24 protein-coding genes and 1 tRNA gene are annotated in these 20624 nt (G+C 50.2%); 17 read left to right on the top strand and 8 right to left on the bottom strand.

The window, feature by feature from the left end; translation table 11 throughout:
* The first annotated feature begins 23 nt into the window (after positions 1-23).
* The 3 genes from J5M73_RS27135 to J5M73_RS27125 all read left to right on the top strand — a co-directional run bounded on the left by J5M73_RS27135 (position 24) and on the right by J5M73_RS27125 (position 3230).
* Positions 24-611, top strand: a complete 588-nt coding sequence (locus J5M73_RS27135; protein WP_102861599.1) for an anti sigma-E factor RseA C-terminal domain-containing protein — start codon at positions 24-26, stop codon at positions 609-611.
* Between the two features lie 8 nt (positions 612-619).
* Positions 620-1576 (top strand): MucB/RseB C-terminal domain-containing protein, encoded by a 957-nt coding sequence (locus J5M73_RS27130; protein ID WP_102861600.1) that lies wholly within the window; start codon positions 620-622, stop codon positions 1574-1576.
* Positions 1577-1799: 223 nt separating this feature from the next.
* Positions 1800-3230, top strand: coding sequence for a DegQ family serine endoprotease (locus J5M73_RS27125; protein WP_102861601.1), 1431 nt, complete (start codon positions 1800-1802; stop codon positions 3228-3230).
* A 75-nt stretch (positions 3231-3305) separates the two neighbouring features.
* On the opposite strand, the gene J5M73_RS27120 is transcribed toward J5M73_RS27125, so the two are convergent.
* Complete coding sequence (locus J5M73_RS27120) at positions 3306-4739, bottom strand: M48 family metalloprotease (RefSeq protein ID WP_102861602.1); 1434 nt, start codon at positions 4737-4739, stop codon at positions 3306-3308.
* 233 nt (positions 4740-4972) lie between these two features.
* Between J5M73_RS27120 and J5M73_RS27115 the strand changes: the two genes are divergently transcribed.
* On the top strand, positions 4973-5212 hold the full coding sequence (locus J5M73_RS27115; protein ID WP_011059792.1) for a sulfurtransferase TusA family protein: 240 nt from the start codon (positions 4973-4975) through the stop codon (positions 5210-5212).
* A 33-nt stretch (positions 5213-5245) separates the two neighbouring features.
* Positions 5246-6316 carry an AI-2E family transporter gene (locus J5M73_RS27110; RefSeq protein ID WP_102861603.1) on the top strand — a complete coding sequence of 357 codons (1071 nt, stop codon included), beginning with the start codon at positions 5246-5248 and terminating at the stop codon, positions 6314-6316.
* A 37-nt stretch (positions 6317-6353) separates the two neighbouring features.
* Here J5M73_RS27110 and J5M73_RS27105 read toward each other — a convergent pair whose 3' ends face one another.
* Positions 6354-6827: a peroxiredoxin gene (locus J5M73_RS27105; RefSeq protein ID WP_102861604.1), complete on the bottom strand. Its 474-nt coding sequence runs from the start codon at positions 6825-6827 to the stop codon at positions 6354-6356.
* Between the two features lie 10 nt (positions 6828-6837).
* Entirely contained in the window at positions 6838-7398 is a 561-nt protein-coding gene (locus J5M73_RS27100; RefSeq protein ID WP_102861605.1) for a glycine cleavage system protein R, read from the bottom strand.
* 326 nt (positions 7399-7724) lie between these two features.
* On the opposite strand from J5M73_RS27100, the gene dapA reads away from it, so the two are divergent.
* The 8 genes from dapA to J5M73_RS27060 all read left to right on the top strand — a co-directional run bounded on the left by dapA (position 7725) and on the right by J5M73_RS27060 (position 13527).
* A complete protein-coding gene (gene dapA, locus J5M73_RS27095; RefSeq protein ID WP_102861606.1) occupies positions 7725-8603 on the top strand; it encodes a 4-hydroxy-tetrahydrodipicolinate synthase in 879 nt (292 codons plus the stop codon).
* Positions 8604-8620: 17 nt separating this feature from the next.
* Positions 8621-9736 carry an outer membrane protein assembly factor BamC gene (gene bamC / locus J5M73_RS27090; RefSeq protein ID WP_102861607.1) on the top strand — a complete coding sequence of 372 codons (1116 nt, stop codon included), beginning with the start codon at positions 8621-8623 and terminating at the stop codon, positions 9734-9736.
* 4 nt (positions 9737-9740) lie between these two features.
* Complete coding sequence (locus J5M73_RS27085; protein WP_102861608.1) at positions 9741-10499, top strand: MBL fold metallo-hydrolase; 759 nt, start codon at positions 9741-9743, stop codon at positions 10497-10499.
* Positions 10500-10527: 28 nt separating this feature from the next.
* Positions 10528-11241 (top strand): phosphoribosylaminoimidazolesuccinocarboxamide synthase, encoded by a 714-nt coding sequence (gene purC, locus J5M73_RS27080; RefSeq protein WP_102861609.1) that lies wholly within the window; start codon positions 10528-10530, stop codon positions 11239-11241.
* 83 nt (positions 11242-11324) lie between these two features.
* Positions 11325-11414, top strand: a tRNA-Ser gene (locus J5M73_RS27075).
* Between the two features lie 391 nt (positions 11415-11805).
* Complete coding sequence (locus tag J5M73_RS27070; protein WP_207816536.1) at positions 11806-12486, top strand: hypothetical protein; 681 nt, start codon at positions 11806-11808, stop codon at positions 12484-12486.
* 1 nt (position 12487) lies between these two features.
* A complete protein-coding gene (locus tag J5M73_RS27065; protein ID WP_207816534.1) occupies positions 12488-12931 on the top strand; it encodes a DUF488 domain-containing protein in 444 nt (147 codons plus the stop codon).
* A complete protein-coding gene (locus J5M73_RS27060; protein ID WP_207816532.1) occupies positions 12928-13527 on the top strand; it encodes a DUF4326 domain-containing protein in 600 nt (199 codons plus the stop codon). Before J5M73_RS27065 ends, J5M73_RS27060 begins: the two co-directional genes overlap by 4 nt.
* Before the next feature lie 495 nt (positions 13528-14022).
* Here the strand turns inward: J5M73_RS27060 and J5M73_RS27055 are convergent, their stop codons facing one another.
* Positions 14023-14748: a hypothetical protein gene (locus J5M73_RS27055; RefSeq protein ID WP_207816530.1), complete on the bottom strand. Its 726-nt coding sequence runs from the start codon at positions 14746-14748 to the stop codon at positions 14023-14025.
* A gap of 340 nt (positions 14749-15088) precedes the next feature.
* Positions 15089-15526, bottom strand: a complete 438-nt coding sequence (locus tag J5M73_RS27050) for a hypothetical protein (RefSeq protein WP_207816527.1) — start codon at positions 15524-15526, stop codon at positions 15089-15091.
* 421 nt (positions 15527-15947) lie between these two features.
* Between J5M73_RS27050 and J5M73_RS27045 the strand changes: the two genes are divergently transcribed.
* From J5M73_RS27045 to J5M73_RS27030, 4 genes are read left to right on the top strand one after another with little or no spacing between them, the layout of a single operon-like run.
* Positions 15948-16892 carry a hypothetical protein gene (locus tag J5M73_RS27045; RefSeq protein WP_207816525.1) on the top strand — a complete coding sequence of 315 codons (945 nt, stop codon included), beginning with the start codon at positions 15948-15950 and terminating at the stop codon, positions 16890-16892.
* A 25-nt stretch (positions 16893-16917) separates the two neighbouring features.
* Entirely contained in the window at positions 16918-17283 is a 366-nt protein-coding gene (locus J5M73_RS27040) for a hypothetical protein (RefSeq protein ID WP_207816523.1), read from the top strand.
* A gap of 15 nt (positions 17284-17298) precedes the next feature.
* Entirely contained in the window at positions 17299-17787 is a 489-nt protein-coding gene (locus tag J5M73_RS27035; RefSeq protein WP_207816521.1) for a hypothetical protein, read from the top strand.
* Positions 17788-17822: 35 nt separating this feature from the next.
* Positions 17823-18260: a hypothetical protein gene (locus J5M73_RS27030; RefSeq protein WP_207816519.1), complete on the top strand. Its 438-nt coding sequence runs from the start codon at positions 17823-17825 to the stop codon at positions 18258-18260.
* Positions 18261-18299: 39 nt separating this feature from the next.
* Here the strand turns inward: J5M73_RS27030 and J5M73_RS27025 are convergent, their stop codons facing one another.
* The 3 genes from J5M73_RS27025 to J5M73_RS27015 all read right to left on the bottom strand — a co-directional run bounded on the left by J5M73_RS27025 (position 18300) and on the right by J5M73_RS27015 (position 20589).
* Entirely contained in the window at positions 18300-19832 is a 1533-nt protein-coding gene (locus J5M73_RS27025; protein WP_207816517.1) for a relaxase/mobilization nuclease domain-containing protein, read from the bottom strand.
* Positions 19829-20233, bottom strand: coding sequence for a plasmid mobilization relaxosome protein MobC (gene mobC / locus J5M73_RS27020; RefSeq protein WP_207816515.1), 405 nt, complete (start codon positions 20231-20233; stop codon positions 19829-19831). The genes J5M73_RS27025 and mobC overlap by 4 nt, the downstream gene beginning before the upstream one ends.
* Positions 20234-20295: 62 nt before the next feature.
* Positions 20296-20589, bottom strand: a complete 294-nt coding sequence (locus J5M73_RS27015; protein ID WP_207816514.1) for a hypothetical protein — start codon at positions 20587-20589, stop codon at positions 20296-20298.
* Between the last annotated feature and the right edge of the window lie 35 nt (positions 20590-20624).

Raw genomic sequence — 20624 nt, 5'->3', positions numbered from 1 at the left:
CGACAGCCAAGAGAGGAACCGCCATGAGTCGTGAAGCCCTGCAGGAATCGCTGTCCGCGGTGATGGATAACGAAGCGGACGAACTGGAATTGCGTCGGGTGTTGAATGCCGTCGACGAAGTAGAAACCCGTGAGACTTGGGCTCGTTATCAAATCGCCCGGGCAGCTATGCACAAGGAGTTGCTGCTTCCACGTCTGGACATCGCCGCTGCTGTTTCGGCAGCTCTGGCTGATGAGGCCGTACCAGCCAAAGCGTCCCGTGGACCTTGGCGCAGTCTGGGCCGTCTGGCGGTAGCTGCATCGGTGACTGTGGCGGTACTGGCCGGTGTGCGGCTGTACAACCAAGATGAGATCGCAGGCGTTGAACTGGCTCAGCAAGCCGCTCAACCTACCCTGGCGACTCCACAAATTAAGGGCCCTGCTGTACTGGCCGGCTACAATGAAAGCTCGGAAGCCACTGGCCCCATGGCTAATGGCGTATTGCAAGGGCAGCCAGGCTGGCACGATCAGCGTCTGCCAAGCTACCTGCGTCAGCATGCTCAACAAGCTGCACTCAAAGGCACTGAAAGCGCACTGCCTTATGCCCGTGCGGCAAGCTTGGAAAACCGCTAAGGAGGATCATGCGCGCCATACCTCTACTCTCGCTTCTGCTTAGTGGCTGGTTTGTGGTTCCAGCCCACGCCGATGAAGCCCAGGGCTGGTTGCAGCGTCTTGGGCAAGCGGAACAGCAGCAAAGCTTTCAGGGCACTTTCGTTTACGAGCGTAACGGTAGTTTTTCTACCCATAACATCTGGCATCGCGTCCAGGGTGGAGAGGTCCGTGAGCGTTTGGTTCAGCTCGATGGATCTGCTCAAGAGGTGGTGCGTGTCGATGGTCGCACCCAGTGCGTCAGCGGTACGTTGATGGCAGGGTTGGGCGATGCTCCGGACTCTGCGACCCGTGCGCTGGATCCGCAAAAGCTCAAGAATTGGTATGACCTTGCCGTTATCGGCAAGTCACGCGTGGCTGGGCGTCAGGCAGTCATCGTTTCGGTTACGCCCAGAGATCAACATCGTTATGGCTTTGAGTTGCATCTGGATCGGGAAACCGGCCTGCCGCTCAAATCCCTGTTGTTGAACGACAAGGGACAACTATTGGAGCGCTTCCAGTTCACTCGTCTGGATACTGCAGATGTTCCTGAAGATGCCGAGTTGCAAGCTGGGGCTGACTGCAAACCCGTGAGCCTGGATAGCGACAAGGCTTCGGCCATCAAGACTGCGCAAACCTGGCATTCCGACTGGCTACCTCCAGGTTTCGAGCTGACCAGTAGCTCCGCCCGCAAGGATCCGCAAACCAAGACCCTGGTCAACAGCTTACTGTATGACGACGGTTTGGCGCGGTTCTCGGTGTTCCTCGAACCACTCAACGGGGCGACGGTTACCGATACCCGCACCCAGCTTGGTCCGACTGTTGCCGTATCACGTCGCTTGACCACGCCTGAAGGCGAAATGATGGTCACCGTGGTCGGGGAAATCCCCATTGGCACTGCTGAACGTATTGCGCTGTCGATGCGTTCCGATGCCACCGCCAAGCAATGATCCTTTGTTGGTTGTGTAAGAGGTCGGTAATGCCTACTCCACAATTGAGAAGATGAAATGTTTGGTGAGCAATTTCATTTGCAAAATCCCCAAAGTTTTTTTATAGGTCAGAACCCCTCGGTTCTGACCTTATTTGTCGTTCCTGGAGCAAAAGTACCGCCCCTGCATTTTCGGTGCGACTTGCTCCATATCGCTTAACCACGCTCGTCGTAACGGGAGCCGTATGTCGATACCACGCTTGAAGTCTTACTTCACCATTCTTGCCACCGTGCTGGTGCTGGGGCAGGCCGTGTCTGCCCAGGCAGCCGAGTTGCCTGATTTCACCCAACTGGTCGAGCAGGCCTCGCCTGCTGTGGTGAATATCAGTACAACGCAGAAGCTGCCTGATCGGCGGTTTTCCAACTCGGCACAGATGCCCGAACTGGAAGGCCTGCCGCCAATGTTGCGGGAGTTCTTCGAGCGTGGCATGCCCCAGCAGCGCTCTCCGCGAGGGGACCGCCAGCGTGAAGCCCAGTCCCTGGGCTCGGGTTTCATCATTTCCCCGGATGGCTACATCCTCACCAACAATCACGTGATCGCCGATGCGGACGAGATTCTCGTGCGTCTGGCCGACCGCAGTGAATTGAAAGCCAAGCTGATAGGCACCGATCCGCGTTCCGACGTGGCGCTGTTGAAGATCGATGGCAAGGACCTGCCTGTGCTGAAGCTGGGTAAATCCCAGGACCTGAAAGCCGGGCAGTGGGTCGTGGCCATCGGTTCGCCATTTGGTTTCGACCACACCGTGACCCAGGGCATCGTCAGTGCCATTGGTCGCAGTCTTCCAAATGAAAACTACGTTCCCTTCATTCAGACCGACGTGCCGATCAACCCGGGTAACTCCGGTGGCCCGCTGTTCAACCTGGCGGGTGAAGTGGTGGGCATCAACTCGCAGATATACACCCGTTCCGGTGGCTTCATGGGGGTGTCCTTCGCGATCCCTATCGACGTGGCCATGGACGTTTCCAATCAGCTGAAAACCGGTGGCAAGGTCAGTCGTGGCTGGCTGGGCGTAGTGATTCAGGAGGTCAATAAAGACCTGGCAGAATCCTTTGGTCTGGAAAAACCTGCCGGTGCACTGGTCGCGCAGGTTCAGGACGGAGGCCCAGCGGCCAAGGGCGGCCTGCAAGTGGGGGACGTGATTCTCAGCCTCAATGGTCAACCTATTGTCATGTCGGCGGACCTGCCGCATCTGGTCGGGGCACTGAAGGCCGGAGCCAAGGCCAACCTGGAAGTGATTCGTGAAGGCAAGCGCAAGAATGTCGAGCTCACCGTGGGCGCCATTCCTGAAGAAGACAAGGATCTGAGCATGCTGCCCAAGTCCGGCGTCGAGCGCAGCAGTAACCGTCTCGGCGTAGCCGTTGTAGAGCTCAATGATGAGCAGAGAAAGGCTTTTGACCTCAAGGGTGGCGTAGTCATCAAGGAAGTCCAGGATGGCCCAGCGGCGTTGATCGGCCTGCAGCCGGGCGACGTGATCACCCACCTGAACAACCAGGCGATTACCACCGCCAAGGAGTTCACCGAAATCGCCAAGGCGCTGCCGAAGAACCGTTCGGTGTCCATGCGTGTACTGCGTCAGGGGCGAGCCAGTTTCATTACCTTCAAACTGGCCGAGTGATACGTCTGACGCCGTGCTCGCGCAGTAAAAAGCCCGCCTCGTAAGAGGCGGGCTTTTTTATGGCGCCTGGAAACATCAGCGCATCATGTCTTTGACCATCTGCTCCTGGTCCATCATCTCCCGCTGACGAGCGTCGATTCTCGACGACAGTGGGAAGTTGCTGCCGGCCCGCCGTTTGGCGAAGTCCAGTTGCTGAATGGCTTGGCGGTAGTCGCCGACCAGGGCGAAGTACTCGGCCCGGGCCTGGTGCAGGCCAATGATATTGCCCGACAGACCGCGGGTTTCCGCCACCAGATACCAGACATCCGGATCGTCCGGACGGCTTTTCAGCAAGCCTTCCAGGGCCTTTTCCGCATCCGCGGGGCGGTTCTGCTTGAGCAGCAGGTCCACTCGGATCTGATTCAGCGGGTAGTTGCCCGGGTACAGGTTGAGCATCCGCTCCACACGAGCTTGCGCATCCGGCAGGCGGTTGTTGGCCATGTCCAATTCGATCTGAGCCAGGTTGTAGGTGACATCATTGGGGGATTTGGCCAGCAGCGGCTTGAGGTTTTCCCGAGCCTCGTTCCACTGGCTGCCCTTGATCTGGGCGATGGCCAGACCGTAACGGGCAATGTCGTTCTTCGGGTTTTCATCGAGCTGGGCGCGAAAGCGCTTGGCGGCCAGGCCTGGAGATTCTTCGTAATTCAACTGCACCCGCGCACGGATCAGTTGATAGCGCAGGCTGTCCTCGGTGCCTCCGAGTTTGGCCTGTTCTGCGCGGTTACGAGTGTCGGCGATTCGCGATTCGGTGACCGGGTGCGTCAGGAGGAATTCCGGAGGCTTGGCATCGAAGCGGTATTGGCGCATCAAACGTTCGAACATGGTAGGCATCGAGCGTGGGTCGTAGCCGGCTTTCTCCAGATTGAGAATGCCGATGCGGTCGGCTTCCTGTTCGTTTTGCCGGGAAAAGCGCCGCTGTTCCTGGATGGCCGCGGCCTGGGTGCCGGCGATGGTGGCGATCCCCGCATCCCCGGCGCCGGCGGCAGCGATCACGATCCCGGCCAGCAAGGCGGCCATCATTGGCACCTGCATGCGCTGCTGAGCTTCAACTCCGCGGGCAAAGTGGCGTTGGGAAAGGTGCGCCAGTTCGTGAGCCATCACCGAGGCGTACTCTCCCTCGGTCTGGGCATTGAGAAACAGGCCACCGTTGACCCCGACAATCCCGCCGGGGGCGGCGAAGGCGTTGAGCTGCGGGCTGTTGATCAGGATGAACTCCAGGCGGCGGTCGTTGACCTGGCTGGTCTCCACCAGTTTGTAGACGCTGGTTTCGACATAGTCCTTGAGTTGCGGGTCGTTGAGTTGCGAGACCTGGCTGCGTAGCAACGCCAGCCAGGCACGGCCCAGCTGGTGTTCCTGTTGTGGAGAGACAATGGATGAACTGGCGTCACCAAGTGACGGCAGGTCGTCGGCGAAGCCCGGTGAGGCGAGCAGGCAAGCGAGCGTCAGCAGGGTAGGGCGCAATAAATTCATGCACAAAGCCTTATTCGACAAAGGCTCTACTGTAGCTGCCCGCTGGTCCGGGGACCAGATAAAGCCAGTGAAAACTCTGCGGATAAAAAAGTGCTTTCGGGTAAATTCCGACGTCTACCTCATCGAGCCTCTATCACGGCGCTACAGCGCTCTGGTTTCAGGCTTCTTTATTGCCGACGGCTTTGCCTTGCAGGGTATTCTAGGCGCCTTGAATTGATGATCGGAGTAAGCCAATGACCGATGTTGTCGCCCATGACGCCGAGCTCGATGCCAGTGGACTGAACTGCCCACTGCCACTGCTCAAGGCCAAGATGGAACTCAATCGCCTGGCCAGTGGCGCGGTGCTCAAGGTCATTGCCACCGATGCCGGGTCCCAGCGTGACTTCCGCACCTTCGCTCGCCTGGCCGGTCATACCCTGTTGCGCGAAGAGGACGAGGCCGGGGTCTATCGTTACTGGCTGAAAAAGGCCTGACGGCCGTTCACCGCTTTCATCTAAGGATCATTGATGTTCAAAGTGCTACGTGACTGGATACAGCGCTACTTCTCGGATGAAGAAGCGGTGGTGCTCGCTGTGCTGCTGTTCCTGGCCTTTACCGCTGTGCTGACCTTGGGTGGGATGCTGGCGCCAGTACTGGCGGGCATGGTCCTGGCCTACCTGATGCAGGGGCTGGTGGTGAGCCTGGAGCGCCTGCGCCTGCCCGGTGGGGCGGCGGTGGGGTTGGTGTTCGCTCTGTTCATGGGCCTGCTGCTGGTGTTCATCCTGGTGGTGGTGCCTTTGCTCTGGCACCAGTTCGTCACCCTGTTCAACGAGTTGCCGGGGATGCTCGCCAAGTGGCAGTCACTGTTGCTGCTGTTGCCCGAGCGCTATCCGCACCTGGTGTCGGACGAGCAGGTGCTGCAGGCCATCGAAGTGGCTCGGGGCGAGATCGGCAAGTTCGGTCAATGGGCGCTGACGTTCTCCCTGTCCAGCCTACCCTTGCTGGTGAACATCATGATCTACCTGGTGCTGGTGCCGATCCTGGTGTTCTTCTTCCTCAAGGACCGGGCGATGATCAGCCGTTGGGTTATCGGCTACCTGCCTCAGGAGCGGACCTTGATCACTCGGGTTGCCCACGAAATGAACCGGCAGATCGCCAACTACATCCGCGGCAAGGTCATCGAGATCGTTATTTGCGGTGGTGTGACTTATATCGCCTTCGTCGCCCTGGGCCTGAACTACGCGGCCCTGCTGGCCCTGCTGGTGGGGATTTCGGTGGTGGTGCCCTATGTCGGCGCGGTTGTGGTCACCGTGCCGGTGGCGCTGATCGCCCTGTTCCAGTGGGGCTGGAGCGACCAGTTCATCTACCTGATGGCGGTCTACGGGATCATCCAGGCCCTGGATGGCAACGTGCTGGTGCCACTGCTGTTCTCCGGTGCGGTGAACCTGCACCCGGTAGCAATCATCTGTGCGGTGCTGCTGTTTGGCGGGCTGTGGGGCTTCTGGGGGATTTTCTTTGCGATTCCCCTGGCCACGCTGTTCAAGGCTGTGCTGGATGCCTGGCCGAGGAAGGACCCGGTGGTGGCGCCTTTACTCTAGATAACGCGGGGCGGCTGATTCAGCCGCCCCGTTGGTTTCAGGCCTTGTTCAGAGCCTGGGCTGCTGCCAGTACGGCGTCGACATGGCCCGGAACCTTGACCCCGCGCCATTCCTGGCGCAGGACGCCGTCCTTGTCGATCAGGAAAGTGCTGCGGTCCACGCCCAGGTATTCCTTGCCATAGAGCTTCTTCAACTTGATCACGTCGAACAGCTGGCAGACGGCTTCGTCCTTGTCGCTGATCAGCTCGAAGGGGAACTCCTGCTTGCACTTGAAGTTCTCGTGGGACTTCAGGCTGTCGCGGGAGATGCCGAAGACCTCGGTGTTGGCGGCCTGGAAGGCGGCGTATTGATCACGAAAGCCCTGGCCCTCGGTGGTGCAGCCAGGGGTGCTGTCCTTGGGGTAGAAGTAGATCACCACTTGCTTGCCCTTGAGGCCGGACAGGCTGACGGTCTGGCCGCTGGTGGCAGGGGCCTGGAAATCAGCGACGGGTTGGTCGATAGCAACAGCCATGGGAGCTTCCTTACATGGGGTTCTGTGGGCGCCAGGGTTCGATCAGCGCATCGAGGTTCATGGCATCGGCAAAATCCAGGAACTGGTCGCGCAACCAGCTGATCTGGGTGCCGGCGGGCAGGGTCACGGTGAAGGTGGCGTTGAGCATGGTGCCCCCGGTTTGCGGAGCCTGGTAGGTATCGCAGGTGAGGTTTTCCAGTTCGACATGATGGTCGATGAAGAACTGGCACAGCTCATTGACGATGTCAGAGCGGTAGGCCGCGCTGACGTAGGCGACATAAGGCAAGGCCTGGGGACGGCTTTCCAGAGCGGCGCTGCGCACCACGTTGACCGTGAAGGCGTGCTTCTTGGCCAGGGATGGCAGGCTGCTTTCCAGGCGCGCCAGGGCGTCCCAACTGCCGGAAATCTCCAGCACCAGGGCGCTGCACTCGCCGTGTCGGGTCAGACGCGAAGTCACCACGGCACAACGGTTTTCATGGCTGGCGCGGCACAGGACGTTGGTCAGCTCCATGGGGTTGGCGCCGAGGGCACTGATGACAAGGAATTGTTCGCGAACTGTGGGGGTGGACATGCAGCATTCCTAAAGCGATGAGCGGTCGGTACTTTTTGACAAGCCAGTAGCAGGCAAGCGTTGCAAGCTGAACTTCAGGGCCTTGAACCACAAGCCGGCGACGGGCCCCGAAACGCTCGGAACACAGTCTGGCAACGCGGGAATGGGGCTTTGCAGATCCAACAGGCAGGCGATAACCCGGTTTACATGCTTATCAGTAGCGATCAAAGCCTGAAGGGTAGCGAAAACCATCGCTCAGGGGAATGCTCACGGCAAGGGACTTCGCTTGTGCAAGGAACTTGGCGCCAGTACCATTACCGCTCTCTTTTTCCGGCAGGAGCGGTTGCATGATTGCGGGCAGTATGGTGGCACTGGTCACACCCATGGATGCACAGGGAAATCTCGACTGGGACAGCCTGAGCAAACTGGTGGACTTCCACCTGCAAGAGGGCACCAACGCCATCGTGGCGGTCGGCACCACAGGTGAATCGGCCACTCTGGATGTCAACGAGCACATCGAAGTGATTCGTCGGGTGGTGGCCCAGGTTGCAGGGCGTATCCCGGTGATTGCCGGTACCGGCGCCAACTCGACGCGTGAAGCGATCGAACTGACCACCAACGCGAAGATCGCCGGCGCCGACGCCTGCCTGCTGGTGACTCCGTACTACAACAAGCCGACCCAGGAAGGCCTGTACCAGCATTTCCGCGCCATTGCCGAGGCCGTGGACATTCCGCAGATCCTCTATAACGTTCCAGGCCGTACCGCATGCGACATGCAGGCCGAGACCGTGATCCGTCTGTCCTCCGTGAAAAACATCATCGGCATCAAGGAAGCCACCGGCGACCTGCAGCGTGCCAAGGCCATCCTGGCCGGCGTGCCCGACGATTTCCTGGTGTACTCCGGCGATGACGCCACTGCCGTTGAACTGATCCTGCTGGGCGGCAAGGGCAATATCTCGGTGACCGCCAACGTCGCGCCTCGGGCCATGAGCCAGATGTGCGCCGCGGCCATGGCCGGCGACGCCGCCAAGGCCCGCGAGATCCACGAAACCCTGATGCCGCTGAACAAGACACTGTTCATCGAATCCAACCCTATTCCCGTGAAATGGGCCCTGCACGAAATGGGCTTGATGCCGGACGGTATCCGTCTGCCGCTCACCTGGCTCAGTGCCGCCTGTCACGAACCGCTGCGGCAGGCCATGCGCCAGTCCGGCGTCTTGATTTAATTGAGGAAGTACAACGCATGAAGCGAATGGCCGGACTTTCCGCACTTGCCTTGATTATCTCCAGCACCAGTGGCTGCGGTTGGATCTGGGGCCCGGAAGGCTACTTCCGTGACCGGGGTAGTGATTACCTGCAAGCGCAACAAACAGCACCAATGCAACTGCCGCCGGATGTCCAGACCGCCAAGCGTCTGGATCCGCTGCTGCCAATCCCGCGCAACGTGGCCGACGACAACGTCAAGGGCGAGTACCAGGTGCCTCGTCCGCAGCCGCTGTCGGCCATTGCCGATGCCAGCGACTACACCCTGCAGAAAAGCGGCGACTCCCGTTGGGTCATGGCTCAGCATCCGCCGGCCGAAGTCTGGCCAGTGGCAGTGCAGTTCTTCCAGGACAACGGTTTTCGCCTGGATCAGCAACGCCCGCAAACTGGCGAGTTCAGCACCCGCTGGCAGCGTTCCGACGAGCTTTCCGCTGCCGTGGCCAAGCGCCTGAGCAGCGCCGGCGTCGCCGCCGACAGCGAAACTCGCGTGCGGGTGCGCATCGAACCGGGTGTGCAGCGCAATACCAGTGAAGTCTACGTGGTCAGTGCCGAGCGTCCCGCCGGCAGCACCGCCGATGTGGAGTTCACCAACCGTTCGGTCAACACCGGCCTGGACGCCGCGCTGGTGGATGACATGCTGGCCAGCATGAGCCGTACCTCCGAGAAGGGCGGTTCGGTGTCCCTGCTGGCTGCTCGCGATTTCGATACCCCGAGCCGGGTCAGCCTCAGCGAAGACGGCAGCGGCAACCCGGTGCTGAACCTGGGCGCCGACCTCGATCGCGCCTGGTCCAGCGTGGGCCGCGCCCTGGAGCAGGGCGAATGGCGGGTTGAGGACATCAACCGCAGCCTGGGCCTGTACTACATCAACCTGGCGGAAAAGGCCGAGAAGAAGAACGATGAGCCGGGCTTCTTCGGCAAGTTGTTCGGCAGCAAGCCGGCCAAGGAAGAGATCGAAGCCCGCGCCGAGCGCTACCAGGTGCGCCTGAGCAAGGTGGGTGACAACGTCCAGGTGACTGTCGAGAAGAACATCAACACCGTGGCGCCGGCCGATGTGGCGCGCAAGGTGTTGGGCGCGATTCAGGACAACCTGGGCTGATCAGATGCGTTTCGCCGTTCTCGGCAGTGGTAGCCAAGGGAATGGCACGCTGATCGCCAGTGCTGACACTTACATCCTGGTGGATTGTGGTTTCTCCTTGCGGGAAACCGAGCGGCGCCTGCTGCGCCTGGGAGTTCATCCTTCGCAGTTGAGCGCCATCCTGGTGACCCACGAACATGCCGACCACGTGCATGGCGTGGGTTTGCTGTCTCGGCGCTACAATTTACCGGTCTACCTCAGCCAGGGCACTTTGCGCGGGATGCGCAAACCGGTTGAGGCTGCAGGTTTTGTCCGCGGTGGCGAGCAACTGCAGATTGGTACCTTGTGCATTGACGTGATTGCCGTCGCCCACGACGCCCAGGAACCTACACAGTTTGTCTTCAGCGACGGTCAGCGGCGTTTTGGCCTGCTGACCGACCTGGGTTCCTACTGTACCGGCGTACTGGAAGGCTATCGTGGCCTGGATGCCTTGATGATCGAGGCCAACCATTGCCGGGACCTGTTGGCGCGCGGTTATTACCCGTACTTTCTCAAGCAGCGGGTCGGCGGTGACCAAGGGCATTTGAACAACCATCAGGCCGCAAGCCTGGTGGCCGAATTGGGATGGCAGGACCTGCAGCATCTGGTCCTTGCTCATCTGAGCAGCAAGAACAACCTGCCGCAGCTGGCCCGGCAATGTTTTGTCGACACCCTCGGGTGCGATCCGGACTGGCTGCAATTGGCCGATCAAGATTCAGGGCTCGACTGGCGCCACATCGCCTAGCCCACCTACTTAGCAAGCGGAGCCCATCATGGAAAAACGTGAAGAACTCTACCGCGGCAAAGCCAAATCGGTTTACAAGACCGACGACGCTGACCGCTTGATCCTGCTGTTTCGCAACGACACCTCGGCGTTCGACGGCAAGCGCATCGAGCAGCTGGACCGCAAGGGGATGGTGAACAACAAGTTCAACGCCTTCATCATGCAGAAACTCGAAGCTGCCGGCGTGCCGACCCAGTTCGACAAGCTGCTGGGCGACAACGAGTGCCTGGTGAAGAAGCTCGACATGATCCCGGTGGAGTGCGTGGTGCGTAACTACGCGGCCGGCAGCCTGGTCAAGCGCCTGGGTGTGGAAGAGGGCGTGAAGCTCAATCCTTACACGTTCGAGCTGTTCCTGAAGGACGACGCCAAGGGCGACCCGTTCATCAACGAATCTCACGTTGTGGCGTTCGGCTGGGGTACCGCCGAGCAACTGGCGCGCATGAAAGAGCTGTCGCTCAAGGTCAACGAAGTCCTGAGCAAGCTGTTTGATGACGCTGGCCTGCTGCTGGTGGACTTCAAGCTGGAGTTCGGCGTGTTCAGCGACGGCTCCATCGTCCTGGGCGACGAGTTCAGCCCGGACGGCTGCCGTCTGTGGGACAAGGACACCAAGAAGAAGATGGACAAGGACCGCTTCCGCCAGGGCCTCGGTGATGTCATCGAAGCCTACGAAGAAGTCGCCCAGCGCCTGGGCGTGCCGCTGTAATCGACGCAAGCATCTGATAGCACGGAAAAAATTTGCTCGGGGGCTTCGCATCCGGCAAAGGTGCTGTTATGATGCGCGCCGTTGGAGAGATGCCAGAGTGGCCGAATGGGACGGATTCGAAATCCGTTGTACCTTCACCGGTACCTAGGGTTCGAATCCCTATCTCTCCGCCATTACAGAAAAACCTTTGTAAATCAATGAGTTACGAAGGTCTAAAAGCAGTGATTTGTAGCAGTAGTTTGTAGCAATTTTTTGCCAAGCTGCAGCGATCAAATCGCTGTTTTTTTTCGTCTGTATTTTTTAATTGAGCGACTAAGCCCTACCGTCACTTCTCATTGGTCAGCATCCTGTGTGACCGTCTATGGTGCGAAACGGCGGGGTTCGCGTCGCTTTGCATAGCACGCGAGCGAATGTGCATTCAAAGCCCCTATATTTCGGTACAGACCGTTTGACGTGCTGCGGCTCTCAGTCGGTGTAGGAAAAGATCAACCAAAGGAGGGTTGATTTGCAGCGGTGGCGAAGAGAGTATGTGAAGCACATAGCCATCACGGAAGGGGTACGCCAATGCCGCACACATTAGATATGGTCTGTCTTGCAAACTCGTGGAAGCATGGGGGGAGATGCATCGCGGGAAAAATATACGGTGGTGACCGCTCTGGCGAATGGATCAGGCCGGTAAGCCCAACCGTAGGCCACAGACAAATTACATTTGCTCAAATGACTTATGGCCAAAATCAATTTGCTCAAATATTGGACATTATTCGAATTGAATTTACTGTCCGGGAACCTGATACCTTCCAGCATGAAAATTTAATAGTATCCGGCACCGGATGGATAAAGTTGGGCAGACTCGATCAAAGAAATATACACCAATGGATTGATGCTCCAAACGCTCTTTGGAGTAATGGTGACAGCAGTGAATACGGTGAAAATGATAAAATTTCGGGGCATCGTATAGCCCTAGACCAACCGTCGTCTCTTGTAATGGTTCAACCGGATGGCGGACTGTTGAATGTATCCGTTGCAAAAGAGAGAGATGATAAAATTAAAATACGCCTTAATTTTCACTATAATGGCGTAAAATATGCGTTAACAACCACTGATCTTTGGGCACAAGATCATTTTCGTGGTCGTGGTATTGGCAATTATGAAATGCAAAACATCCAAGCGATGACAATCAGCTTAGGCGAACCATTCGCCAATGGAAATACCACGAAAATTGTCGCAGAAATTTTCAGGGGATAATATGAAGATTTTCACCATAGGTTTTACGGAGAAAAAAGCGGAACGCTTTTTCTCCTTGATAAAATTATCAGGCACAAAGCGAATAGTTGACGTTCGATTGAACAATATTTCTCAACTCTCAGGTTTTGCAAAAAGGGATGATTTGAAATATTTTCTAAAGGAGTTATGTGACGTTGATTACGTCCATTTGCCTGAGCTGGCTCCTACAAAAGAAATTTTGTCGCCATACCAAAAGAAAGAGATTTCTTGGCAGCAGTATGAAGATAAATTCCTCAATCTCATGGCAAAGCGAAACATTGAAAAACACGTAAAACCAGAAACTATTGATGAAGGGTGCTTGTTGTGCAGTGAGCATCAGCCGCATCAGTGCCATAGACGGCTGGTTGCAAATTATCTCAAGCAGGCGTGGGATCAATCTGACGCGATTGTAAAAGATTTAGTATGAGTAAAGATGCAAAAGTTTTAATTGCATATCCTATCGACTTCCTTTCATATTCGAAATTTGAAAGGAAAGTCGATAAAATTATCAGCTCTCTTGAAAAGGTAGAGCTAATTTTTGTGCGTGACGAAAACGAATTTATCGAAAAATATTCAAAGTCGAAAGTTTTGCACGTAAGGCAGTTTGGCTCGGATATAGAAGCGTTGAAAGAAGTCACACACGCCATTCTTTTTCAAGATGAGGAAAGAAATTGCTTCTTCATACTCGATAATGATTTGCGGGAAAAAGAAATACCCACAAGAATTATAAATTTGAAAATCACCAAAGTTTCTAATAAAGATAACGGTGACAGTTATGATGTTTACATCGGTAGGGGAACCCTGTGGGGCAACCCTTACCAGATGGGCAAAGAAGGCACACGCGACGAAGTTATAGCCAAGTTTGCTTATGATTTCGAAAAACGCTTTTTGAAATTACCCGAAAAATTCGATGAAAACATCGAGAAGCTTAGAGGTAAGACACTCGGTTGCCACTGCAAGCCTGCGGCATGTCATGGTGATGTAATCGCCAACTATCTCAACTCCCAAGACGATGGGCAGTGACTCGACAGCTTTACGCTTGTCGAGTGCCCAGATGCTATCTCACTCCGTGGGTATTGGCCCGGTTGTGAACGCCCGGCCAATGGTGCGTTAAAAGCCCTCGATTCCCGATCAGGGTGGTTTTGAACGCTGGGACTTGTACCAGTGTGAAAAATCGCCGGGAATGGCTTCTATGCCTGCAATAATCCGTTGCTTTGGGCATTACAGATGCACGCTTCGCGTTTGGCGTGCAGTGGCTCGCCTATTCTGGTGATCGCTTCGCTTTAAAATCAAAAGCTTGAAAAGTCAAAATAAAGGGCCTAACCCTCAATAGTCATAGTCATTACAATAAAATTCCCACTTCGTGTTTTTCTCAAAACGGATTATTTACATCAATCTTCCAAAAACCCATCAATAAATGAAAAATATTTTCGCACGAAAAACATACAAAACAGCCAAAAAAAAGAAAAAAGCCCATATTTGAGCCTTTTTATTTTTTACCCCCTAAAATCAATGTTTTTAGATTTTCATCATATCGACCATATCTCGATAGTCCTTTTTACGGTTGTTAAACGTAGCCATAAACTCAATACCATCATCTTTATACACTGGGTTAGATAATGATGGTCTAGTAGCCTTTTTCTGTTTACTGTCTTCTTCTTGATAGTCATATGGCTTTGATCCAACGATCAGCGTGAAATAGCCAATATTGACGGTAATTTTTTTGATCAACTTTCTATTTTTTACAAGTGAAATCGAAACCCTAAACTCCGTGCGGACTTCTTGAAATTTGAAAAAGTCGTCAGGTTCTAACATTCCTTCAAAAGCCATTCTCAATACTGGATCAATCTCTATCCCATTTGATGATGGTGTTTTACGGGTTATTATTCTCGTAAGTTTCTGACATTTAGACAAAGATGAAACCGGCTTAAATTTATGCGTTCTAGTGAGTTTTATAGATGCCGCATCGTAATCATACTGATCAAGATCAATGATGTGAAATTTTTTATGCGTAGCGTCTTGATATTGAGAAGATGAAAAATAGTCTTTCAATAAATATTGCACATTAGACAACGTAGATTTGTTATCTGTGATCAATAGGTGTTTTGTGCTTATATCAGCTACATGAATACCAATAACCGCTTTTGCATGACCATGTTGAAACGTTTTATCTTTACCAAAAATCGCATTCATGCAAAAAGCTTGGCTTCCTAATTCGACCGGATTAAATTTTGTATTATTCATAAATCTCCTTTTTCTATTTGTTACTTAAATTAGAACACAGAAAAAAACAATGTCAAATTAAAGGGCCTAACTATTTTGATCGATTATGCTTATTGTCTAACCCTATTTTTAAATAATGTCCGACCTTAAATATATTTTAAATTTGCTATTGACAAGTAATTTATGGCTTACGCAAGCCATAAAACGACCATTGAAAAATCGGTAAAACTCAATAATTTGCAAATTTTTCCAAAATAAAATTGACAACATTTTATTGAAAAATAAATTGTCAAAAGAAAGGGCCTAAACCTAACAGGCACAAAAAAGCCCCAGTTAAGGGGCCTCATGGTGTTGCTAGTTTTTAAATCTTTTCGGCTTTCAGCTTGTCGATCAAAGCTTCAAATGTATCAACCTCGTTTTTCTTCATCAAGTCAGCCAAAAACAAAGAGTAGGTTTTAAAACCTTTATCTTTCATAGCTTGACTAGCAATGCCTTGCTTTGACTTCTTCAAGATGAACTCAACGCCATCTATCTCAACTTTATACTTCGTCGTAGGCTCCTTTGGTGCCTTTGGTGCGTTGTCGCTCACGCTCTTGCCGGTTTTAGCCGGGGTTTCCGCTTTGTAGTAGGAAAGCACCACACCAACAAAATCAGCCTCGTTATAGCCGTGTTTCTCACGCAAAGCATCCAGTTCTTCAACCAGATCAAGCACCTTAGCTTCGTTAGCGTCAGCTTTTAGGCTTTCGATCTGTGCTTCTAACGATTTTTGTTGTGCGAGTAGGTCAAGCAATTTAGACATTTTCAACGATCCCGGTTGTGGTTTTACAGGATCATAAATAGACGAATAAAAAATGTCAAAATAAAGGGCCTAAGCTCTTAACGGTTTAGGTTTTAAGATTTTAGATCCACCAGAAGGGTTTTGACCTTCGCTTACATCTTCTTAATACATTTACGTAAGTAAATACCTTTTCTTTTCCTGAAACAGTCAAATAAGACCGCGAAAATAAGGGAATCTTGAAAATCTCGGTTAACGCTCCTTATAAAATCACGCCGTTATGGTTAACGCTTCTTATAAACCCGCATACAATAATGCTTTAAAATATGAATAAAAATTAAGCACGATAATATAGTTAACGCAAATTATAAAAATTTTCCTGTTCTTATCTTGTAATTATCTTTTTTTATGGTTTCTTATAAGTATTAACAGGTGAAAAATAACTATGAAGTATTCATTGAAAACAAAAGAGAGAAAGGTTTTTGCATTAAGCACGTTTGTATCAGTGCCAAAGGCGTTTTTAGCGTTACCACTGTTTAACGTATTTAATCAGTCAGAAGAAGTAGCCGACAAGATCACAATACCAAAATATCAAAACATGCGTGATATTGTCATGAACTCTACTTCATTAACTATGTTCAATGATTTTGAGTTTTTCCTTTTTATTCTACGCAAAGTAATAAACAGCAATAGCACTGAAATTGAGTTTGCAACCAAAGATTTAATGGACGATCTCAAAATAGCGAACAACCAACGCCCGAATTATTTAAGAATTTTTCAAGCGTCCATGATTAAACTTGGACAAATAAACGTCTCTTACAAAGAAATACGCGATGACAAAATTGTCGCTGTCGTATTTTCATTCATTGAAGGCGAGCTAGAAAAAGATAAATGCAAAATCTCGGTTTCAAAAAGATTTATTGAATTTTTTGGAAGTCTGAAAGAGCTTTACGAAATAGATCCTAGAATACTCAGCAAACTAACAAATGAATATCAAAGAATGCTTTATGTTCTGTATGTGTGTAATAGACGTAATGACGTGAATTATTTCAGCGTTGAAATGTTGAAGCAGCGTTTTAGAATCAATAGTGAAAAGATGCCGGATAAAACGTTTGTGATGAAAATAAGAAAGGCAAATGTAGCTCTTCAAAAAATGGGTTTTATCGAAGGTTTCACAGAGACAAAAAAAGAACCTGAAAAATTACGTAGTCAAACAGTTCGATTTAATGTGAGTTACAGCTATAAAACTCTTTACAGGAAAGATAAAAAAAAGGACGCGGAAGGGTTTCATATAAGTGATTTTAACGACGAAGTGAATTTCGAGATACAAGAAGAACCAAAAGCAGTAATACCGCCAGAAGACGACTATTTTGACGAAAATGATTTTTAAAATAACAAACTAAATGAGGTGTACCATGAATATAGAAAAAGGAGAACAAAAGCCGCAATCGCCGGGCTTTATCGTTGAATCGCTCACGATGAGAATTCAAGGACTTGTTCACTTGATAAAAAGTGACGTGATAAGAGCGGCTATCTCCGCAAAACTAGGCGAAGTAAAAGACATTAGAGCTTTGTATCAATTATTATCGCTAGCACAAGCGTCTATTGATAGTAGTGAACTGATTGAAAATAAGATCAAGGGCGGTCTAGTTTTCAATCCGTTTACTGGTGAGTTAATAAGTGAGCTTGATTACTCATACGCTGAAAGAGCTGTATTCGACATGATGACAAAGTTTGCGAATGAAGTCGAACCAGAAAACAACCCAAAACCTAGCGTTTAATCGATCAGGAGACAGATGAAAACAAAATTAATTCTATTAACCCTATTATTCTCAGTAAATTCGATGAGTGCAGAAAAAGCACCCGCATGGTGGAAAGACAGCAGTTGCAGTGAAGCAAGAAATAGAAATTGGCTGTACCTGATCAAAGAAGGTTATTCACGAGAAAAAGCAACAAAAAGAACCGATGATATTTTCAAATCTTGTATTTGTTCATCGGGTGATGAAACAAAATTGGCGGTTGATTCACTATTAGAAGGTCATGAAATCGAAGTTATTTCAGCAGATGGAGATAGCGTTCTAAGCGTTCCTATTAGATACGGTTACGATTTCTCGATTATGTATGTGAATACTCAGTGCTATTTGCATGTCAACAAATCGGAATTGTGCAAAAATTCTGGATTTATGAGTGAAGCACGTCAGTCATTTAGGGGCTTTGATAAATACGATTCAGGCCAAGACTTATGCGTTACAGACATTAACAATAGTTTTTTCAAGGGCGAATAACCGCATAAAACTAATAAAACAAAGGAGGAAACGAAATGAAAAGACTTACAATTTTAACAATCGCAATTTTTGCTTCAATGTCAGCTAATGCCGCTTACGTTATACGTATGCCACTTGAACAAAGTCTAGGCGGTTCGCTACCCAATCACAGCATTAAATTTAGTGATGTGGTTGAAGTTCCAGAAGTAGAAAACACACCCGCAGAGCTTTGTGATGAAAGAATTCAACCAACCATTGATTTTTTATCAGCTAATTATCCAGATGTTTTTTATAATTCGCACGATTTCAGCAGTGTGTTTTTTCCTGTTCCTACGCCCGGCTTTAGAGAAGGTTGCAAATTAACGCTTAACTTTCCAAAGTCAAAAGGGGCTAGCTGCTTAACGAATAATGATTATGCTGAATCAACGAGTAATTTAATATTGCAACGTGGTTATGATGTTGTATATATCAATTATTATGGGACATGCTCGTAATGAATATGAAGACAAAAGAAAACGCCATAAAGGCGTTTTTTATTGTGGCGTCAATTTGTTTTTGAACGTAGCTTTGCGTGTTTTTTGTTTTTCTCTGTTGCTTCTTTCAATTTGTTCTTCAAGCATGTGCATAGCAGCTAACACATCTTTTGCATTCCCATCGCTCATATCTGTGATTTTATCAATCGCACCATCAAGCACGCTAGCAGCAATTTTTACTGCTCCATTAGCGATAGTTGAAGCTGCATCTTTGCTTTCTGCATCTTTTGGTTTTTCAGCGACTTTCTCAGTCGGTAAAGCTTTGATGTTGTTTTCTTGAATTGGCTTCTTAAACGCTGGGTTTTCATTCTTCATTTTTTCGAGTTCTGCTTTATCTAGTGAAGAAGGTTTAAATCCAGAAAGTGAATAACCTTTTTTATCGAGGTTCATCATGTGGAATTGAAGCCATGCTTGACGCTTGAATGTCTCAGTACCGTTAAGGTGTAAGGTTTGCGGTTTGCCTGTCTCTGTGAGCTTCTGCAAGCCTGCTTTGATCGCCATCGGGCTGTTAGTGTTGAAGTCAGCACGTCCCGCTACTGGATCATATTCAAAAGCTTTCTTGGTCGAATTCTTGAAAAAGAAATCGTGACCATCTGGCGTATCGAATCGAGTATCTACAACGCGATTGGATTTTTTAGCTCTGCGTTCGATAATAGCTGATTGCTGATCGTGAAAGTCACCGCCAATGCTGCCCATTTTACGTATAGGAGCTGTTTTCACACCAAGACGTGCAAGCGTGTCAGAGAATGTCGGATCATCGCCAAAACGGGCTTTTAAGAGCTTGTAGGACGCTCCTATCTCAGATGCTTTGAAGATCTGACCTTCTTTCTCCAGGGAATACGCATTGTTGCCGTTGGTGATCAACGTGAAGCCATCAGCGTCAAGAAATTCAAGAAACTCGCTCGCAGTCATAGCTTTGTCAGTCGAAGCATTCACAGCTTCTTTAAATTTGGTCTTTTCTGACTTTATCCCACGATTTTCAAGCCTGTATTCGTTGGGGCCTTGTGGATTTGTCGGCATTTTTGGGTTTAGGTATTTTCTGTTTTTCACTTCTTCAAGACCATGTTTCAACTCGGCTTGATGACATAGCTTTTCAAATAGCTCGTAATCCCCATTTTTCTTAAATGGTTTACCTTTATTATCACGACTATTCCAAATCAAATGGACGTGAGTTTTTCCGTTGTCGTCTTTATCGTGAACAGCTACGCGATATTTTCTATTGTCTAAATTAAGAGCGACTTTCCAAACTGACATTGCGATTTCCAATGCTTGTTCATTAGTCAGATTGTCTTTTGGTGAAAAGCTGATGACTTCATGAACTGCTACGACCTCTTGTTTTCTTCCGGTCGCTGCTTCAAATTTATTATTGATTTGATTGAATTTTTTAACGCCTAGTTTGTTATAGTTTTTGATGCTGGTGCCATCAAATTTTGTTTCGCTACCGCTGACTAACTCGGCTTTATTCAATGCGTAGTTCATGGTGCGGCCAACGGATGCACTATCAGGCAATTTACTAATAACCTTCCTGATCATTTTGCACCTCGTTTTTTTAGAACGATTTTCTTATTTTTTGTTGAAATCAAATTGGAAAGACTGTGAAAGCGTGCATCAGCCTGTTCAATAACATTCAAGCTATCTTCGATGATCTTTCTATCCTTTTCGGTGAGGTTTTCACCTGAGTTTAATTTAGTGGCGATTTGATTTATATTATTGCCTATTGGCGTTAATTTGCCTTCGATACCTGTTAGAACAGTTTGGATTTTTTCGAGTGCTTCGAGAAAGGTAGGGTTTGTTACTTCAACTGTTTGGCCGAATCCGTCTTTAATAAATTTCTTTATCAAAGCTGTCTTGGTCATTGATAGTTTAGAGGCGATTTTGTTTAATTTTGCGATGTCTTCTTTACTAGCTCTTATTGATATTTTATCTTGTGCCATTTTTCTCCTGATCTAAATTTAATTTGGTGAACAAAGGCCGGGGCCTGTTGTTCGTGTGTTACTTAGTGTAAATTTCTCTCAGATTGAAATTTTTCGTATTCGCTATCATCAATTTCACCGTGAACTATGATGTTCATAAATAAAGTGAATGCACCAAGATAAGCGTTTTTTTCGTGCTCACTTAATTCCGATGTGAAGATATTCCCTTGCAGATAAAGGAGGAATTTTATTTTTTCAATGTCGGTTTCACCTCTTAGTATTTCTTCGGCCAATCCTGATTTCAAATTAAAGACACCTCGCAAATCGAGCATATCGATCACTGTTAATGCTTGTTCTATTTTTCCGAAATTTGTCATAGTTTAATCTCCTGTTGTTTTTTTATTTTTGAGCA

It is taken from the genome of Pseudomonas sp. 50_B (assembly GCF_017491625.1).
Lineage (GTDB): Bacteria > Pseudomonadota > Gammaproteobacteria > Pseudomonadales > Pseudomonadaceae > Aquipseudomonas > Aquipseudomonas danubii.
Note: the sequence above shows the minus strand (reverse complement) of the source record. Positions and strands in the feature narration are given on the sequence as shown.

What these genes read in the sequence shown, in the direction of transcription:
- J5M73_RS27135 (WP_102861599.1), top strand. Translation starts at nt 24, where the DNA reads ATGAGTCGTGAAGCCCTGCAGGAATCGCTGTCCGCGGTGATGGATAAC.
- J5M73_RS27130 (WP_102861600.1), top strand. Translation starts at nt 620, where the DNA reads ATGCGCGCCATACCTCTACTCTCGCTTCTGCTTAGTGGCTGGTTTGTG.
- J5M73_RS27125 (WP_102861601.1), top strand. Translation starts at nt 1,800, where the DNA reads ATGTCGATACCACGCTTGAAGTCTTACTTCACCATTCTTGCCACCGTG.
- J5M73_RS27120 (WP_102861602.1), bottom strand. Translation starts at nt 4,739, where the DNA reads ATGAATTTATTGCGCCCTACCCTGCTGACGCTCGCTTGCCTGCTCGCC.
- J5M73_RS27115 (WP_011059792.1), top strand. Translation starts at nt 4,973, where the DNA reads ATGACCGATGTTGTCGCCCATGACGCCGAGCTCGATGCCAGTGGACTG.
- J5M73_RS27110 (WP_102861603.1), top strand. Translation starts at nt 5,246, where the DNA reads ATGTTCAAAGTGCTACGTGACTGGATACAGCGCTACTTCTCGGATGAA.
- J5M73_RS27105 (WP_102861604.1), bottom strand. Translation starts at nt 6,827, where the DNA reads ATGGCTGTTGCTATCGACCAACCCGTCGCTGATTTCCAGGCCCCTGCC.
- J5M73_RS27100 (WP_102861605.1), bottom strand. Translation starts at nt 7,398, where the DNA reads ATGTCCACCCCCACAGTTCGCGAACAATTCCTTGTCATCAGTGCCCTC.
- dapA (WP_102861606.1), top strand. Translation starts at nt 7,725, where the DNA reads ATGATTGCGGGCAGTATGGTGGCACTGGTCACACCCATGGATGCACAG.
- bamC (WP_102861607.1), top strand. Translation starts at nt 8,621, where the DNA reads ATGAAGCGAATGGCCGGACTTTCCGCACTTGCCTTGATTATCTCCAGC.
- J5M73_RS27085 (WP_102861608.1), top strand. Translation starts at nt 9,741, where the DNA reads ATGCGTTTCGCCGTTCTCGGCAGTGGTAGCCAAGGGAATGGCACGCTG.
- purC (WP_102861609.1), top strand. Translation starts at nt 10,528, where the DNA reads ATGGAAAAACGTGAAGAACTCTACCGCGGCAAAGCCAAATCGGTTTAC.
- J5M73_RS27070 (WP_207816536.1), top strand. Translation starts at nt 11,806, where the DNA reads ATGCCGCACACATTAGATATGGTCTGTCTTGCAAACTCGTGGAAGCAT.
- J5M73_RS27065 (WP_207816534.1), top strand. Translation starts at nt 12,488, where the DNA reads ATGAAGATTTTCACCATAGGTTTTACGGAGAAAAAAGCGGAACGCTTT.
- J5M73_RS27060 (WP_207816532.1), top strand. Translation starts at nt 12,928, where the DNA reads ATGAGTAAAGATGCAAAAGTTTTAATTGCATATCCTATCGACTTCCTT.
- J5M73_RS27055 (WP_207816530.1), bottom strand. Translation starts at nt 14,748, where the DNA reads ATGAATAATACAAAATTTAATCCGGTCGAATTAGGAAGCCAAGCTTTT.
- J5M73_RS27050 (WP_207816527.1), bottom strand. Translation starts at nt 15,526, where the DNA reads ATGTCTAAATTGCTTGACCTACTCGCACAACAAAAATCGTTAGAAGCA.
- J5M73_RS27045 (WP_207816525.1), top strand. Translation starts at nt 15,948, where the DNA reads ATGAAGTATTCATTGAAAACAAAAGAGAGAAAGGTTTTTGCATTAAGC.
- J5M73_RS27040 (WP_207816523.1), top strand. Translation starts at nt 16,918, where the DNA reads ATGAATATAGAAAAAGGAGAACAAAAGCCGCAATCGCCGGGCTTTATC.
- J5M73_RS27035 (WP_207816521.1), top strand. Translation starts at nt 17,299, where the DNA reads ATGAAAACAAAATTAATTCTATTAACCCTATTATTCTCAGTAAATTCG.
- J5M73_RS27030 (WP_207816519.1), top strand. Translation starts at nt 17,823, where the DNA reads ATGAAAAGACTTACAATTTTAACAATCGCAATTTTTGCTTCAATGTCA.
- J5M73_RS27025 (WP_207816517.1), bottom strand. Translation starts at nt 19,832, where the DNA reads ATGATCAGGAAGGTTATTAGTAAATTGCCTGATAGTGCATCCGTTGGC.
- mobC (WP_207816515.1), bottom strand. Translation starts at nt 20,233, where the DNA reads ATGGCACAAGATAAAATATCAATAAGAGCTAGTAAAGAAGACATCGCA.
- J5M73_RS27015 (WP_207816514.1), bottom strand. Translation starts at nt 20,589, where the DNA reads ATGACAAATTTCGGAAAAATAGAACAAGCATTAACAGTGATCGATATG.